This is a genomic window from Lentzea sp. NPDC055074, from assembly GCF_053608005.1.
Genome location: NZ_JBSGUQ010000029.1, coordinates 49,715 through 65,092, shown reverse-complemented (window position 1 = coordinate 65,092; position 15,378 = coordinate 49,715). Strand labels below are relative to the sequence as shown.

The window sequence follows — 15,378 nt, the reverse complement described above, 5'->3', positions numbered from 1 at the left end:
AACGACAGATCGCGGTGCAGGTGGGGAGCGTGAGCCTGTGACGGGCCAGAGCAGCGCACAGGAAAGCGCCCAGGCATACGCCTTGGAGCGCTACTACGCGCAGTCCGGCGGCCCGCTGATGGGCGTGATGACCGGCGGCGTCAGCACGATCCTGGCCGCGGCCAGGTCGGTGGGGGCCGCGGCCGAGGCGGGCGCGTTCCAGCACGACCCGGCGGCGGTGGACACCGCGATCAAGAAGCTGGACGACTTCGCGAACGTGCTCGAGAAGATCGCCCGAAATGCAGCGCACCTCGTGACCAAGACCCCTTTGGGCGGGGGCTATGCAGAGCAGATCGGCAAGCTCAACGAGGAAATCGGAGAAGCTGCCCGGTCCGAGTTCATCCCGGACCTGATCAAGGCGATCAACGAGCTCAAGACTCAGCTGGACAAGAGCCGCCAGTCCTACCGGAACGTGGACGAGAGCACGTCCGACACCATGAATCGACTTTGACAGGAACTCATGAAGACCGCGCGTATCGCCATTGTCGGACTCGCTCTGCTCGTCGCCTCATGTTCGAGCGGAGGGACGACGGGTGAAGCCAAGCCTGGTGGCACCGGTGAGAGTCCGGCCAGCACCTCGTCCGTTGCAGCGGGAGACTCCGAGCTCACCTCTGTGAAGCCGTGCGAACTGATCAGCGGCAGCGAGGCGAGCGAGATCGGCATCAAGTCACCGACACCTGACCAGGCTCTTGGCGCAGAGATCTGTCAGTGGGACGGCGTCGACAACGGCGGGCTCACGCTCGCTGTTCAAACGAAGGAAGGGGCGGGCGCCCTCAACTACGAGGGGGATGTGAAAGCCCCCTCCAAGTTCGGCAAGTACGACGGTTTCACGGTGGCGGGGGCGAAGAAGACCGTCTATATGTGCCACGCGGTGATCTCGATCAGTGAGTCGTCACACGTGCAGATCATTGCGAGCGCCGGTGCTGCGACCACCGACACGGCGAAGGCCTGCGAAATGGCCCAGAAGTCTGCCGGCTTCGTCGCCGGGAAGTTGTCCTGAGTCGGAGTTCGAAGGGATGACCGATGGCGTACGACAGATCGCAGGTTCCGCAGCCGACCGCCAACTACCCAGGGCACAGCCACGCCGCCATGTACGAACAGGCGATGGACGGCAACGACCCGAGCAGGGCGGGAGAGATCGCGGCCAGGTGGAAGACGATCTCAAGCGATCTGGTCGACGTCGCCGTCGGGCTCAACACCGTGGTCAACGGGCTGCGCGCAGGATGGACCGGTGCTGCGGGCGCCGCGGCCTCTCAGGCGCTGACGAAGGTCGGCAACTTCACCGACCAGCTGTCCATGTCGTTCTCGGCGACCAGCGGCGTGATCAACCGGCAGGTCGAGACCGCTGAGACGACGAAGAACAAGTTCCCGGCCGAGGTCCCGTACAACCCGCAGCAGATCCTGAGGGACTCGGCGGCCAGTCTGAATCCGTTGAAGATGGCGGCGGCGCCGTTCGAGATGATGGCGCAGCGGGAGAAGTCGCAGGCCGCGAAGCAGGAGGCCGAGCGGGTCATGCAGGAGCGGGACGACTCGCTCGCCGCGGCGGCTGCCTCGATGCCCACCTTCGACGAAGCTCCTCGGCTGCCCAGCGCGGACCAGGGCGTCACGACGACCAGCAGTACGACGTTCGAGCACACCACGCGCTCTGTGAACCCGCCTGCCCAGCTCGGGAATCCTGGAATCGGCACCCCGGCGGTCGGCAATCCCGGCATCAGCGCCCCCGGTGCCAGCGCCCCCGGTGTCAGCGCCCCGACCGTCGGCAGCCCTGGTCCCACCAATGGCACGACCAACACCTCCTGGGCTGCTCCGCCGGTCACCCAGCCCGCCGCGCAGGGAAACAACCAGCAGCTTTCCTCCAGTGGCAACCCGAACGACCGCAAGCCGTTCACGCCCGGTCCTGGTCCGATCCCCTCAGGCTTCAGGCCGAACCCGAACGACCCGCGCGCCACCGGGCGTGGCGGCGGTGGTCCTGGCGTGACAGCCCGCGGCGGAGGTGGCACAGGTGGCCACGGGTTCGGTGCGGGAAGCGCGGCAGCGGACAGGGGCAGCTTCGGGCCGTCGAACCCAGGTGGCGCCGCAGGCGTCGCCCACGGCCCAGCCGGAACCGCACGCGGCGCCACCGCGGCAGCAGCTGGCCGGCCGGGTGCCGCGGGCGCTCCCGGAGCGGGCGGCACGGCCGCCGGCGCGGGCAACAGCGAAGAAGACAAGGAACACAGGTCGAACTACCTCGTCCCCACAGACGAGTACTTCGACGACGACCGCATTGTCGCGCCCCCGGTGATCGGAGACTGATCGCCAAGTCGATGGCGAACCGGCCCCGGTGACGAGCATGATCAGGGCGTGAACCCTCGTGTCGCGCTCGTCACCGGCGCAGGCTCCGGAATCGGCGCCGGAACCGCCCAAGCCCTGGCAGCCCAAGGTCATCGCGTAGCCGTCGTGGACCAAAGCGACCGCGCGCACACCGTCGCCGACGAGATCACCGCGTCGGGCGGGACCGCGCTGGCCGTGCGGGCGGACATCAGCGACCCCGCCGCCGTCACCCAGGCCGTCGACGAGGTCACGGCGAAGCTCGGCAAGGTCGAGATCCTGGTCAACAACGCCGGTTTCGCCAGGGACAACATGGTCCTCGACATGCCGCTGGCCGACTGGGACGCCGTGATGAACACCCACCTCCGCGGCAGCTTCCTGATGCTCAAGGCCACCGCACCGGCCATGCGTGACGCCGGCTGGGGCCGCATCGTCAACATCTCCAGCATCTCCGCCCTGGTCGACAGCGACCGCGCCAACTACGTCGCCGCGAAGGCAGGCCTGGAGGGCTTCACCCGCGCCACGGCGCTGGACTTGGCCCCGGCGGGCATCACCGTGAACGCGATCGGCCCCGGCGTCATCGTGACCGAGATGACCAAGGTGTCCGCGGCACGTGCAGGCCGCACGCTCGAGGAGCACGTCGAGGCGCAGCGGAAGTCGATCCCACGTGGTCGTGTCGGCACGCCGCATGACATCGCACGCGCCGTGCTGTTCTTCACGGCGGAGGACGCCGACTACGTGACGGGCCAGGTCATCTACGTCAGCGGAGGCCCTCACGGCTGACGTCGTGTCGCCCCGATCCACACCGAGCAGTGGTGCGGACCGCCGACGAACGGCAGGGTGGCTAAAGCCCTTCGAGCGCCTCGCGCATGGGCCGCATCTTCGCGTGCGCCTCCTGGACCTCGATGTCCGGATCCGAGTCGGCCACGAGCCCGCACCCGGCGAACAACCGCGCCGTGGACCCGGAGATCTGCGCGCATCGCAAAGCGATCCCGAGCTCCCCGTCGCCGTTCCCGTCGATCCACCCGACGGGCCCGGCGTACCGCCCGCGGTCCATCCCCTCCAGCTGCGAGATCAGCTGGGTGGCGTCCAACCGAGGCGTCCCACCCACGGCAGCGGTGGGATGCACGGCCTCGCCAAGACGCAGAAGAGAAGTCGGCTCCTCCAAAGTCCCGATCACGTCCGAAGACAGATGCGAGACGTTGGGCAGCCTCAAGACAGAGGGGCCCTCAACGGACATGGTCGTGCAATAGGGCCGCAACGTCTCCGCGAGAGAGGTGACCGCGTAGTCGTGTTCTTCGAGGTTCTTGTCCGACGACATCAACGCCGCCGCGAGCTCCTCGTCCGAAACACCGTCGTGCGGCCACGTTGTGCCGGCGAGTACGCGTGAGTCCACCACCGAACCGCTCCGCCGCAGCAGCAGTTCGGGCGTGGCGCCGATGAGCCCGTCGACGGCGTACGCCCAGCACTCGGGATAACGCCGCGCCAGGCCCTTGAGCACGAACCGCTGGTCCAGGCGGCGGTCGGTGACGGCCACCAGGTCGTGCGCCAGCACCACCTTGTCCAGTTCGCCGGCGCGCATGCGGGCGACAGCGGAACGCACGGCCTCGCGGTACTGCGTGACCGGCAGCTGACCGTTGGAGTAACGCACCGAGGACGGCCGCGAGAGAGGCGCTACCAGAGGCGCCGGGTCCGAGGCGCCGATCGTGGTGACCCACTGCTCGCCGTTGCGCCGTCCGACGACGACCTCGGGCACGATCAGCACCGAGTCGCCCGGCGAGTCCGCGAAGGCCATCGAGACGAACGCCACGGGGCCGCTTCCCGGCACGCCCAGCGAGTCGTCGACGTCGAGGTGGGCGCAGAACTCGCGCCACCACTTGTCGGCCTGCGCGAACCGGTCCGGGCCGCTGACCTCCAGCCGAGCTGCCTCGCCCCAGCCGACCAGGCCGGACCCGTCGCGCACCCAGGCGAGCGCGTGCTCGGGGTCCGGCAGCAGTCCGAGCAGGTCACCGGCGGTGTCGCGCCGGGACCGGACGCGGATTCGCTGCCGTGCTCGCGATGTCGGTGCTGAGGTCACGCTCCGACTGTATGGAAGCGAACCTGAAAGCGCGGCATCCGCCCGGCTCTAGACTTCTCAGTTGTGGTGGAGGACGCAGTGACCAAGTCGCCCCGCGGTGTGCGCGTCCGCCGTGCGGCCTGCAAGGTCTTGTTCGTGGTCGGTGGCGTGATCACGCTCGTGTGCGTGCTCCTGCCCATCGCCTGCTGGCGTGACGACGTGGCGATCGAACGGTCCCTGGGGCAGGCGGTCGCGCAGGTCGACTCCGTGGCCTTCAACCGGACGGTTGTGCGCTACGCCACACCGGACGGCCGCGTGATCATCCCGTCCCAGGGCGTGCTGTACCCGGCGGGGCTCAACGTCGGGGACAACGTGCGGATCGAGTACGACCAGACGAACCCCGAGCTCACCCGTGTGGCCGGACGTACGGCAGTGCTCAGCCTGCTTCCCGTCGGAACCTTCCTCGTGTCCGTCTGGATCGTCATCGCCGCCGTTGTGACAGTTCTACGCAGATTCGGCACTCGGGTGTAACATCGAGGTATGGCGGATGACCTGGAGCTGCGCTTCGAGCGCACCGTGCAGTCCGAGGCGCGCATCGAGCCGCGCGACTGGATGCCCGACGGCTACCGCAAGACCCTGATCAGGCAGATCGCCCAGCACGCGCACTCCGAGATCATCGGGATGCAGCCGGAGGGCAACTGGATCAGCCGCGCGCCGTCGCTGCGCCGCAAGGCGATCCTGCTCGCGAAGGTGCAGGACGAGGCGGGCCACGGGCTCTACCTCTACTCGGCGACCGAGACGCTCGGCGCTGACCGCGAGGACCTGACGACCAAGCTCATCGAGGGCCGTCAGAAGTACTCCTCGATCTTCAACTACCCGACGCTCACGTTCGCCGACGTCGGTGTCATCGGCTGGCTCGTCGACGGCGCCGCGATCTGCAACCAGGTGCCGCTGTGCCGCACGTCCTACGGGCCGTACGCGCGCGCCATGATCCGCATCTGCAAGGAAGAGTCGTTCCACCAGCGTCAGGGCTACGAGCTGCTCATGACGATGATGCGCGGCACGCAGCAGCAGAAGGACATGGTCCAGGACTCGGTGAACCGCTGGTGGTGGCCGGCGCTGATGATGTTCGGCCCGCCGGACGCGGAGTCCACGAACACCGAGCAGTCCATGGCGTGGCGGATCAAGCGCGACACCAACGACGAGCTGCGCCAGAAGTTCGTGAACATGAGCATGCCGCAGGCCGAGGCGCTCGGCGTGACGTTCCCGGACCCGGACATCAAGTGGAACTCCGAGCGCGGCGAGTACGACTTCGGTCAGCCGGACTGGGACGAGTTCTGGCAGGTCGTCAAGGGCGGCGGCGTCTGCAACGAGCAGCGCATCGCCCACCGCCGCAAGGCGCACGAGGACGGCGCATGGGTCCGTGAAGCCGCTGCCGCGCACGCCGAGAAGCACGCACGTAAGGAAGGTGCCGCGTGAGCACGTCTTGGCCGCTGTGGGAAGTGTTCGTGCGCGGCAAGCGCGGGCTGAACCACGTGCACGTCGGTTCGCTGCACGCGCCGGACGCCGAGATGGCGCTGCGCAACGCCCGTGACGTCTACACGCGCCGCAACGAGGGCGTGTCGATCTGGGTCGTGCCCGCCACGGAGATCACCGCGTCGTCGCCGGACGAGAAGGACCCGTTCTTCGCGCCCGCGGGGGACAAGGTCTACCGGCACCCGACGTTCTACGCGATTCCCGAGGACGTGCCGCACCTATGAGCTTCGATAATGCCTACGAGTCCTTGCTGGGTGGCGAGGACGCGCACTGGGCGTTCGGCACGGGCTTCTCGGAGGCCCTGTCCGGCGTGAACCGCGAGTTCCCGGCGGGCGTCGACAAGGACGCCCTCGCCGCGTACTGCGTCATGCTCGGCGATGACGCGCTGATCTACTCGCAGCGGCTTTCGGAGTGGTGCTCGCGCGCTCCCGAGCTGGAAGAGGACATCGCGCTCGCCAACATCGCGCTCGACCTGCTCGGCCAGGCCCGGATGCTGCTCACGCGCGCCGGCGAGGTGCTCGGCAAGACCGAGGACGAGCTCGCCTACCTGCGTGACGAACGCGAGTTCCGCAACGTGCACCTGGCCGAGATCGACTGCGGGCCCGGCCCCGGCGGTGACTTCGCGGCGACCATCGCGCGCCTGCTGGTGTTCTCGTCGTGGCGGCTCGCGCTGTTCTCACGGCTGCGCGGCTCGGCCGACCCGGTGCTGAAGGCGATCGCGGAGAAGGGCCTCAAGGAGCTGGCCTACCACCGCGACCACGCAGCCCAGTGGACCGTCAGGCTCGGCGACGGCACCGACGAGTCGCACCGCCGCATGCAGGCGGGCATCGAGCGCGTGTGGCCGTTCGTGGACGAGCTGTTCGCGACGCACCAGGTCGAGACCGCACTCCAGGGCGTCGCCGTCGACCCGGCCTCACTGCGGTCCGAAGTGGACGGTGTGCTCGAAGCGGTGCTCGGCGCCGCCGGGCTCACGCGTCCCAAGGACACGAAGGCCGCCCGTGTCGCGGGCATGGCGGGCCGCGACGGCGTGCACACCGAGTCCATGGGCTACCTGCTCGCCGAGATGCAGCACCTGCACCGCTCGCTGCCCGGAGCGGTCTGGTGACGACGGCACTGGAGGTCGCGTCGGCCGTGCGGGACCCGGAGCTCCCGGTCCTCACGCTCGCGGACCTGGGCGTGCTGCGCGAGGTGTCCGAGCAGGACGGCCGCGTCGTCGTCACCATCACCCCGACCTACTCGGGCTGCCCCGCGATCGACGAGATGGGCGCTGACCTGCGCCGATCGCTCGTCGGCGCCGGGTACGCCGAGGTCGAGGTGCGCCTGTCGCTCTCCCCGGCCTGGACCACGGACTGGATCAGCGACGAGGGCCGCTCGAAGCTGGCCGCCGCCGGCATCGCGCCGCCGTCCCGCATCGGCCCGGTCGCCGCGGGCCCGGTCCCGCTGAACCTGGTGCCGCCGTCCCGCCAGGTCGCCTGCCCGCAGTGCGGTTCGCCGAACACCTCGGAGATTTCACGGTTCGGCTCGACCGCGTGCAAGGCCCTGCGCCGCTGCCACGCCTGCGCCGAACCGTTCGAGCACGTCAAGGAGATCTGAGTGGCTCGCCGCGCTGCCTTCCACAAGCTGACGGTCGCCCGCGTCGACCGCCTCTGCGACGACGCCGTGGCCGTCACGTTCGACGTGCCCGAGGACGTGTCGGAGGAGTTCGCCTTCACCGCCGGCCAGTACCTGACCCTGCGCCAGGGCGACGAACGCCGCTCGTACTCGATCTGCGCCCCCACCGGCGCCGCCCCGCGCATCGGCGTGCGCCGCGTCGACGGCGGCCAGTTCTCGACCTGGCTGGTCGACCGCGTCGCCCCCGGTGACGTGCTGGAGGTCCTGCCGCCGCTGGGCAGGTTCACGCCGACCGGGGTGGGCACGCACCACGGCCTGGTCGTCGCCGGTTCGGGCATCACCCCGGCCCTGTCGATCGCCGCGACCGTCCTCGCGACCGGCGCCCGCGTGACCCTGATGTACGGCAACCGCAGCACCAACACGGTGATGTTCGCCGACGAGCTGGCCGATCTGAAGGACCGCTACCCGGCCACGTTCCAGCTGATCCACGTCCTGTCCCGCGAACCGCGCGACGTGGAGCTGTTCACCGGCCGCCTGACCGCCGAGAAGCTGACGGCGCTGTTCGGCAGCGTCGTCCCGTTCGACGCCATCGACGAGTGGTGGCTGTGCGGCCCCTACGAGATGGTGCAGGACGCCACGGCCGTGCTGCGCGATCGAGGCGTACCCACCGACCGCGTGCATCACGAGCTCTTCTACGTCGACGAACCGCCGCCCCCTCCGCGTCGCGCGGAAGCTGTGATCGACGCCGCCGCGTCCGTCACGGTGGTGTTGGACGGCAAGACGACCACCCTGCCGCTGCCCGCCGACGAGCCGATCCTGGACGCGGCCCAACGCGTACGCGCCGATCTGCCGTTCGCCTGCAAGGGCGGGGTCTGCGGCACGTGCCGGGCGCTCGTCACCGAGGGGACCGTCGAGATGCGGCGCAACTACGCCCTCGACGAGTCCGAGGTGGCGGACGGGTTCGTGCTGACGTGCCAGGCGCTGCCGACCAGTGAGTGCGTGACGGTCGACTTCGACGCCTGATCGGAGCAGTCCGTTACTCCTTTGAGACCATATGGTCCATGTTGCACGGATTCCTGGACGAGTCGCGTCGAGGTACGACCTACCTCGTCGTCGCGGTTGTGGTTCGACCGCGTGAGCTGGACGCGGTCCGTTCTGCGCTGCGTCGGCTGGTGAGGCCCGGACAGCGCCGCGTCCACTTCAAGAAGGAGAGCGACTCGCGCCGGCGCGAGCTCGTTTCCCGGATGCGGGAGATGGGCCTTAGAGCGGCCGTGTGGAATGTTCGCGACTCGGATGACATCCGGGCCCGCCAACTGTGCATTTCCGCCGCTGCGGCCTGGTTGCTGGAACTCGGGGTCACTCGGCTGGCGATCGAAAGCTGCGCCCACCAGGACGTGCGTGACAGGCAGACGCTCGCAACCGTCATGGAGAAGGTGGACGAACCGTTCACCTATGAGCATCTGCGACCTGCGGAGGATCCAGTGCTGTGGGTGAGTGACGCGCTCGCGTGGTGCTTCGGAGCGGGAGGCGACTGGAGGCAACGCGTGCTGCCGATGATCGACGCGGTGGTGCGGCTCGACCAGTGCCCGGAAAGCGCGAAACCCGGCAACCGACCGTCCGGACGGTGAACCGGGTCCACTTCCGGCTCCTATTGGAGCCGACAAGAAGAACAGTAGCAGAGACATGTGTTCACCCGGAGATCCAAGACTGACCGCGAACGGCCGATGAACGTGGCACGATCAACGTCATGGGGATCGTCCTCCGCTCAGCGTTCTGGGGTGCCGGTATCGGCACCCTGCTGATGGGCGTCCTCGCCACGGCCATCGAGATCGGCGTCCCGAGCGACCGGCCACCGTCGTCGGTCTTCGTCACGATCGTCGCGATCTTGGCCATCGCGTTCATGTTCGGCGGCATCCCGGGAGCGGTCGTCGGCACCGGCGTCGGCTTCCTGCGCCGCTCGGTCCAGCGGCCGCGCCAGCAGCCGGTCCCGATGCACCCGCCGATCCCGCGGCAACCCTTCGACATGTGGTCCGACCTGGTCGAGCGGTGCGCCGAGTCGACGCGCCGGGTCGCGGCGGCGGTCCAGACGGTGCCGAACTCGGCCGCGAAGGACTGGCTGCAGCGGATCAGTGAGCAGCTCACCGGGGAGCTCGACGACGTGCGCGGCATCGCGCAGCTCGGCCGGGCTCTCGGCGCCGTCGACCGCCAGCACCCCGTCTACCAGCGGTTGCTCAGGGCCACGCACGACTTCCACCAGTTCGAGAACGAGGTGGGACGCGTGGCGCTGCAGATGTTCGACCACCCCGAGCTGGACGAGGCCCGCACGCACCTCGAGGTGCTGGAGAAGCAGCTTCCTCAGCTGTCGACCTGAAGCGCCGCCTGCCACCAGCTCAGGACCTCGTCCGCTGCCTCGGGAGCGGCCACCAGGAGTCCGTCCACGGGTAGTTGGGCGCCCTCGCCGCGTCTGTCGAGCACGACCGCACCCGACTCCACGGCCAGCGACACCGCACCGGCGACGTCCCACTCGTGATAGCCGTGCAGCACGGCGGCGGCGACGTGACCCAACGCCACCTGTGCGACGGCCAGGCACTTCGAGCCGAGCACGCGCACGCCCGTGCCTGCTATCGCTGCCTTGGAGATGAACTCGCCCATGCCGGGCCACGGGCCGGTGCGCGTCATCTCGGTGCACACGACGAGAGAGTCGCCTTGGCGTTCCGTCAGACGAACCGGTGTGCCGTTCGCGCGCATGCCACGGCCGCGGGCGGCGGCGTAGATCTGCGAGCGGTACGGGTCGGCGACGACGCCCACGACGGGGCCCCAGCGGTCCACCAACGCCAGGCTGTAGGCGCACCACGGCATGCCCGCGGTGTAGTTCGCGGTGCCGTCGACGGGGTCGACGACCCAGCGGAACTCCGAGTCGGTCGGGGCGTTCCCGTCGTCGGAGTTCTCGCAGAACACGGGGATCGTGGGGAACTCGGCGGTGAGCACGCGCCGGGTGTGGCGTTCCAGGGTGCGGTCGGTGTCGGTCACCCAGTCGAACGGGGACTCGCCGGAGTCGGGACGCACGCCGCGACCGGCGGTGGCCATGATGACGTCCGAAGCGTCGTTCGCGAGGCGACCGGCCACTTCCAGCGCGATGGACACCAGGCCGGGGTCTACCGGGTGCGCGGGACGGGACGACAAGACGGTCATGCTGGCCTAGTTTCACCGCGTCGTGTGTCCGGAAACCGAAGCGCAGATGACGAAACGACGATCACCTGGCCACGACGTGAGGTGTTCCGTCCGCGTCAAATCTGAGGTCACGCGGACTTCATGCGGGCACCTCATGGTGTCCCTGTGCGCGTAGCGATCGTGACCGAGAGCTTCCTGCCCCAGGTCAACGGAGTCACCAACTCGGTGCTCCGGGTCCTGGAGCACCTGCGCCGCAACGGACATCAGGCGATGGTCGTTGCGCCGGGCGCGGGTGCCGACGAGCACCACGGCACGCCGGTCGTCAGAGTGTCGACGGTCGACGTGCCCAGGGTGACGAGTCTCCCCATCGGCGTGCCGAGCCCGAGAGTGCTGCACGCCCTGGCCGAGTTCCAGCCCGACGTGGTGCACCTCGCCTCGCCGTTCGTGCTCGGCGCGTACGGTCTCAGAGCCGCCCGCAAGATCGACGTCCCGACCGTCGCGGTCTACCAGACCGATGTGGCCGGGTTCGCCGGCAGCTACGGCCTCGGCCTCACCAAACGGGCCGCGTGGCGCTGGACGAAACGCCTGCACACGCTGGCCGACCGCACCCTGGCCCCGTCCAGCTCGGCGGTGGAGGCGCTGGAGCACCACGGCGTCCCGCGCGTGCACCGGTGGGGCAGAGGCGTCGACATCGACCTCTTCCACCCGCGTCCCCGGCACAACGACGAGCTCACCATCGGCTACGTCGGCCGCCTGGCACCGGAGAAGCAGGTGCAGCGACTGAAAGAGCTCCACGACCTGCCCGGCGTGAAGCTGCGCATCGTCGGCGACGGCCCGGACCGCGAGCAGCTCGAGAAGGACATGCCGAACGCCGAGTTCCTGGGCTTCCGCACCGGCCGGGAGCTGGCCGAGGCCTACGCCTCCCTCGACGTCTTCATCCACACCGGCCCGCACGAGACGTTCTGCCAGGCCGTCCAGGAGGCCCTCGCCACCGGCCTCCCGGTACTCGCCCCGAACGCGGGCGGCCCTCGCGACCTGGTCCGCCACGGCCGCACGGGCTACCTCTTCGAAGAGGACGTCGAGCAGTACGTGGACCTCCTGCGCGACCCGATGCTGCGCAAGCGCTTCGGTCTCGCCGCCCGCAAGTCCGTCCTGACCCGCACCTGGCCGGCGATCTGCGACGAACTGATGGGCCACTACGCGGCAGTGATCGGACTCACTCACCAGGCGGCCGCTTGAGGATCGTGCAACTGGCCAACTTCTACGGCCCCAAGTCCGGCGGCCTCCGCACGGCACTGCACCACCTGGGCACCGGCTACGCGCAGCTGGGCCACGAGGTGGTGCTGGTCGTGCCCGGCCCCCAGCACGCCGACGAGGAACTCCCCGGCGGCGTCCGCCGGATCACGCTGCCGGCGCTCGAGATCCCTTACACCGGCGGTTACCGGGTGGTCGACCCGTGGCGCGTCAAGTCGTTGGTGGAGCACCTGAGGCCCGACCGCCTGGAGGTCTCCGACCGCCTCACGTTGCGGGGCATGGGCGCCTGGGCGAGCGAACGCGACATCCCGAACATCGTCATCTCCCACGAACGCCTCGACCGCCTGCTCCGGTTCGTGCTGCCGGAGACCCCGGCGCAGCGGGGCGCGGACTGGGCGAACCGCCGCATGGCCGCCTCCTACGACACCGTCGTCTGCACGACGGCCTTCGCCCGCGAGGAGTTCGACCGGATCGGCGCGACGAACGTCGCCCAGGTACCCCTCGGCGTCGACCTCACCACCTTCACCCCGACCCGTCACTCGGCAGACCTCCGCCGAGAACTCCTGCGGGGCAAGCAGAACCTGCTGATCCACTGTGGACGCCTGTCGCCCGAGAAGCACGTCGAACGCTCCGTCGACACGCTCGCCGAGCTCCACGAGCAGGGCCACTCCGCCCGCCTGGTCATCGCCGGCGACGGCCCCAGGCGCGCCTCCCTGGAGAAGCGGGCGGCGAACCTGCCCGTGACGTTCCTCGGTTTCGTGAAGTCGCGTGTGGACGTCGCCGACCTCCTCGCCTCGGCCGACCTCTCCCTGGCGCCCGGCCCGCACGAGACGTTCGGCCTGGCGGCCCTGGAGGCCCTGGCCAGCGGCACCCCGGTCGTGGTCAGTCGGAGCAGTGCCCTGAAGGAGATCGTCCAACCGGCGTGCGGTGCGGCCGTCTCGGACCACGCCTCGGCCTTCGCGTCCGCCGCGCAGCGCCTGCTGGAGTCGGGCTCGCGGGAGGCCGCCAGGGCCAGGGCCGAGCAGTACCCGTGGCACGCGGCGGTGGGCGGCATGCTCACGGCGCTGAAGGTGCCCTGAAGAAGATCTCAGCGGCACTGACTTAGTCTCTAGACATGTCGCGAGCCGGCCTGGACAAGAACCCACGCGAGGTAGCCGAGATGTTCGACGGCGTGGCCGAGGGCTACGACCGCACGAACTCGGTCATGACGCTGGGCTTCGACCGCCGCTGGCGGGAGTGGAGCAGGCGCGTCCTCGACGCACGCCCCGGCGAGAAGGTCCTGGACCTCGCCGCGGGCACCGCGGTCTCCACCGTCGAGTACGCGGCGTCGGGCGCCTGGTGCGTGGCGGCCGACTTCTCCGTGGGCATGCTCGCGGGCGGAGCCCACCGCCGAGTCCCGAAGGTGGCGGCGGACGCCCTGCGCCTGCCCTTCAAGGACGACTCGTTCGACGCCGTCACGGTGTCCTTCGGCATCCGGAACTTCAACGACACCGTCGTGGCCCTCCGCGAGATGGCACGCGTCACCAAGCCGGGTGGCCGCATGGTCATCTGCGAGGTCTCGACGCCGGTCTGGAAGCCGTTCCGCTTCGTCTACATGCGCTACCTGCTCAAGCTCCTCCCGCTGATCGCGAAGTTCGTGTCGAGCAACCCCGTCGCGTACTCCTACCTGGCCGAGTCCATGGCCTCGTGGCCCGACCAGCGCACGCTCGGCGAGCTCATCTCGCAGGCGGGCTGGGAGGACGTGGCCTGGTTCAACCTGACCGGCGGCATGGTCGCCCTGCACCGCGCGACGAAGCCCAAGCCGAAGGCGGACGAGCAGTCCTGACCCCCGAGGTGCGGGGAGCCGCGTACCGCGTGCTGGGGCCGTTGGAGGTGACCTTCGACGGCGACCCGGTCGCGATTCCGGCGGGCAAGTGCCGCGTGCTGCTGGCGACGTTGCTGCTTCGGCCCAACCGGTTCGTGTCCACCCACCGGCTGGTGGAGCGGCTCTGGGGCGAAACCGTGCGTCCGGAGCGGGCCGCGAAGAACCTGCACATGACCCTCACCCGCCTGAGGAAGGCGCTCGGCCCGGCGGACTGCGTCACCACCACGACGAACGGCTACCTCGCCGAGGTCGGCTCCGAGCAGCTCGACCTCCTGCGCTTCCGCGCGCTGGCGGGGGAACACCCGCACTCCGCACTGGAGCTGTGGCGTGGCCCGGCCCTGGCGAACGTCAGCTCGGACGTGCTGCACGAGCAGGACGTGCCGCCGCTGGTGGACGAGCGCCTGACGGTGCTGGAGCGGCGGATCGGCATCGACCTCGACCGGGGGTCGGCCGGGGAACTGGTGACCGAGCTGCGCTCGCTCGTGACCGGCCACCCGTGGCGGGAGGCGCTCTGGGGCCACCTGATGCTCGCGCTGTACCGCGCGGGACGGCAGGCCGAGGCGCTCGGCGCCTACGAGGAGATCAGGAGACGTCTCGCCGACGAGCTCGGCGTGGATCCCGGCCCGCGGTTGCGGGACCTGCACCGGCGGGTCCTGCGAATGGAGGTGTCCTCACCCGAGCGGCAGGTGGCTGCTCCCGGACCACGCGCGGACCAAGCGTCGACGCTGTCGTGGTGCCGGTACGACGTGCTCGGTGAGCTCAGCGACTTCGCCGCGGCGCAGGAGCGTCTGGACCAGCCGTGGCAGCTGCCGGCCACCGTGATGAGGTACCTGCTCACCCGAGGCACGGACGAGGACTTCGCGGGCCTCTTCGACATCGCGCTCAAGGCCGCGGAACTGGCGGGAGACCGGCGGGGGAGGGCGATCGCGTTGCACACGCTGGGCCACACCCACCGGAACATGGGCCGCCACGAGGAAGCGCACGCACTGCTGCACCGGGCGCTCCGGGCGCGGCACGAGGTCGGTGAGCACCGCGGTGTCGCCATCACCGAGTCCGAACTGGCGGCCAACCACTTCCGGATGGGACACCTCGACGACGCGTTGCGCCACCACCGGTCCGCCGTCGAGCAGTGGGGACGCGCGGGCGACGCAGGTGGCCGGGCGAGGTCGATGAACGGTCTCGCCTGGGTGCTCGTGCACACCGGCGAAGCGGCGGAGGCGGCCAGGACGGCGGACGAGGCGTCGGCAGCGCTCACCTCGCTCGGCATGACGGACCCGTTGCTGGAGGACACCAGGGCCACGGCGAAGTTCCGGACGGGTGATCTGGACGGAGCCGTGCGGGTCTACCGGGACCTCTTCGCCGGTTCGCTGTTCGGCCAGATGTCCAGGAGCTCGCGCGTCGAGGTTCTGCTCAACGGCGCCGCGGTGCTGGCCGCCGCGGGAGACCGGCGGGAAGCCGAGCGGATCCGGGAACTGGCCGCGATCTCGGCGCGTGAGCCCGCCCACACGACCGGACCCTCAGCAACGTCCGGTTAGAGTCG

18 protein-coding genes are annotated in these 15,378 nt (G+C 69.7%); 16 read left to right on the top strand and 2 right to left on the bottom strand.

Features of this window, described 5'->3' with window-relative positions; genetic code table 11:
• Positions 1-37 precede the first annotated feature (37 nt).
• From ACWF7A_RS41340 to ACWF7A_RS41325, 4 genes are read left to right on the top strand one after another with little or no spacing between them, the layout of a single operon-like run.
• On the top strand, positions 38-490 hold the full coding sequence (locus ACWF7A_RS41340) for a hypothetical protein (RefSeq protein WP_452255924.1): 453 nt from the start codon (positions 38-40) through the stop codon (positions 488-490).
• A gap of 9 nt (positions 491-499) precedes the next feature.
• Positions 500-1,039 carry a DUF3558 family protein gene (locus ACWF7A_RS41335; protein ID WP_452255923.1) on the top strand — a complete coding sequence of 180 codons (540 nt, stop codon included), beginning with the start codon at positions 500-502 and terminating at the stop codon, positions 1,037-1,039.
• A gap of 23 nt (positions 1,040-1,062) precedes the next feature.
• Entirely contained in the window at positions 1,063-2,331 is a 1,269-nt protein-coding gene (locus ACWF7A_RS41330; RefSeq protein WP_452255922.1) for a hypothetical protein, read from the top strand.
• A gap of 48 nt (positions 2,332-2,379) precedes the next feature.
• Positions 2,380-3,129, top strand: coding sequence for an SDR family NAD(P)-dependent oxidoreductase (locus ACWF7A_RS41325; RefSeq protein WP_452255921.1), 750 nt, complete (start codon positions 2,380-2,382; stop codon positions 3,127-3,129).
• A gap of 61 nt (positions 3,130-3,190) precedes the next feature.
• Here ACWF7A_RS41325 and ACWF7A_RS41320 read toward each other — a convergent pair whose 3' ends face one another.
• Entirely contained in the window at positions 3,191-4,423 is a 1,233-nt protein-coding gene (locus ACWF7A_RS41320) for an isochorismate synthase (RefSeq protein ID WP_452255920.1), read from the bottom strand.
• 78 nt (positions 4,424-4,501) lie between these two features.
• Here ACWF7A_RS41320 and ACWF7A_RS41315 point away from each other — a divergent pair, with 78 nt between their 5' ends.
• The 8 genes from ACWF7A_RS41315 (at position 4,502) to ACWF7A_RS41280 (ending at position 9,920) form a co-directional block, all read left to right on the top strand.
• A complete protein-coding gene (locus tag ACWF7A_RS41315) occupies positions 4,502-4,933 on the top strand; it encodes a DUF3592 domain-containing protein (protein ID WP_452255919.1) in 432 nt (143 codons plus the stop codon).
• 9 nt (positions 4,934-4,942) lie between these two features.
• Positions 4,943-5,881 (top strand): 1,2-phenylacetyl-CoA epoxidase subunit PaaA, encoded by a 939-nt coding sequence (gene paaA, locus ACWF7A_RS41310; RefSeq protein WP_452255918.1) that lies wholly within the window; start codon positions 4,943-4,945, stop codon positions 5,879-5,881.
• The gene (gene paaB / locus ACWF7A_RS41305; RefSeq protein WP_090065945.1) at positions 5,878-6,162 is read left to right on the top strand and encodes a 1,2-phenylacetyl-CoA epoxidase subunit PaaB; all 285 of its coding nucleotides are present in this window, start codon (positions 5,878-5,880) and stop codon (positions 6,160-6,162) included. The genes paaA and paaB overlap by 4 nt, the downstream gene beginning before the upstream one ends.
• Positions 6,159-7,043, top strand: coding sequence for a 1,2-phenylacetyl-CoA epoxidase subunit PaaC (paaC, locus tag ACWF7A_RS41300; protein ID WP_452255917.1), 885 nt, complete (start codon positions 6,159-6,161; stop codon positions 7,041-7,043). Before paaB ends, paaC begins: the two co-directional genes overlap by 4 nt.
• On the top strand, positions 7,040-7,531 hold the full coding sequence (gene paaD / locus ACWF7A_RS41295; protein WP_452255916.1) for a 1,2-phenylacetyl-CoA epoxidase subunit PaaD: 492 nt from the start codon (positions 7,040-7,042) through the stop codon (positions 7,529-7,531). The genes paaC and paaD overlap by 4 nt, the downstream gene beginning before the upstream one ends.
• A complete protein-coding gene (gene paaE / locus ACWF7A_RS41290; protein ID WP_452255915.1) occupies positions 7,532-8,572 on the top strand; it encodes a 1,2-phenylacetyl-CoA epoxidase subunit PaaE in 1,041 nt (346 codons plus the stop codon).
• 41 nt (positions 8,573-8,613) lie between these two features.
• Complete coding sequence (locus ACWF7A_RS41285) at positions 8,614-9,177, top strand: hypothetical protein (protein WP_452255914.1); 564 nt, start codon at positions 8,614-8,616, stop codon at positions 9,175-9,177.
• Between the two features lie 119 nt (positions 9,178-9,296).
• The gene (locus ACWF7A_RS41280) at positions 9,297-9,920 is read left to right on the top strand and encodes a hypothetical protein (RefSeq protein WP_452255913.1); all 624 of its coding nucleotides are present in this window, start codon (positions 9,297-9,299) and stop codon (positions 9,918-9,920) included.
• Here ACWF7A_RS41280 and ACWF7A_RS41275 read toward each other — a convergent pair.
• Positions 9,905-10,741 carry an inositol monophosphatase family protein gene (locus ACWF7A_RS41275; RefSeq protein ID WP_452255912.1) on the bottom strand — a complete coding sequence of 279 codons (837 nt, stop codon included), beginning with the start codon at positions 10,739-10,741 and terminating at the stop codon, positions 9,905-9,907. The two genes, ACWF7A_RS41280 and ACWF7A_RS41275, sit on opposite strands and share 16 nt — an antisense overlap.
• A 144-nt stretch (positions 10,742-10,885) precedes the next feature.
• On the opposite strand from ACWF7A_RS41275, the gene ACWF7A_RS41270 reads away from it, so the two are divergent.
• The 4 genes from ACWF7A_RS41270 to ACWF7A_RS41255 are packed head-to-tail and all read left to right on the top strand — an operon-like array spanning position 10,886 to position 15,373.
• Positions 10,886-11,959 (top strand): glycosyltransferase family 4 protein, encoded by a 1,074-nt coding sequence (locus ACWF7A_RS41270; protein WP_452255911.1) that lies wholly within the window; start codon positions 10,886-10,888, stop codon positions 11,957-11,959.
• Entirely contained in the window at positions 11,956-13,053 is a 1,098-nt protein-coding gene (locus ACWF7A_RS41265; protein WP_452255910.1) for a glycosyltransferase family 4 protein, read from the top strand. The genes ACWF7A_RS41270 and ACWF7A_RS41265 overlap by 4 nt, the downstream gene beginning before the upstream one ends.
• A 35-nt stretch (positions 13,054-13,088) precedes the next feature.
• Positions 13,089-13,799 carry a demethylmenaquinone methyltransferase gene (locus ACWF7A_RS41260; RefSeq protein WP_452255909.1) on the top strand — a complete coding sequence of 237 codons (711 nt, stop codon included), beginning with the start codon at positions 13,089-13,091 and terminating at the stop codon, positions 13,797-13,799.
• A gap of 29 nt (positions 13,800-13,828) precedes the next feature.
• On the top strand, positions 13,829-15,373 hold the full coding sequence (locus ACWF7A_RS41255; protein WP_452255908.1) for a BTAD domain-containing putative transcriptional regulator: 1,545 nt from the start codon (positions 13,829-13,831) through the stop codon (positions 15,371-15,373).
• Positions 15,374-15,378 lie beyond the last annotated feature (5 nt).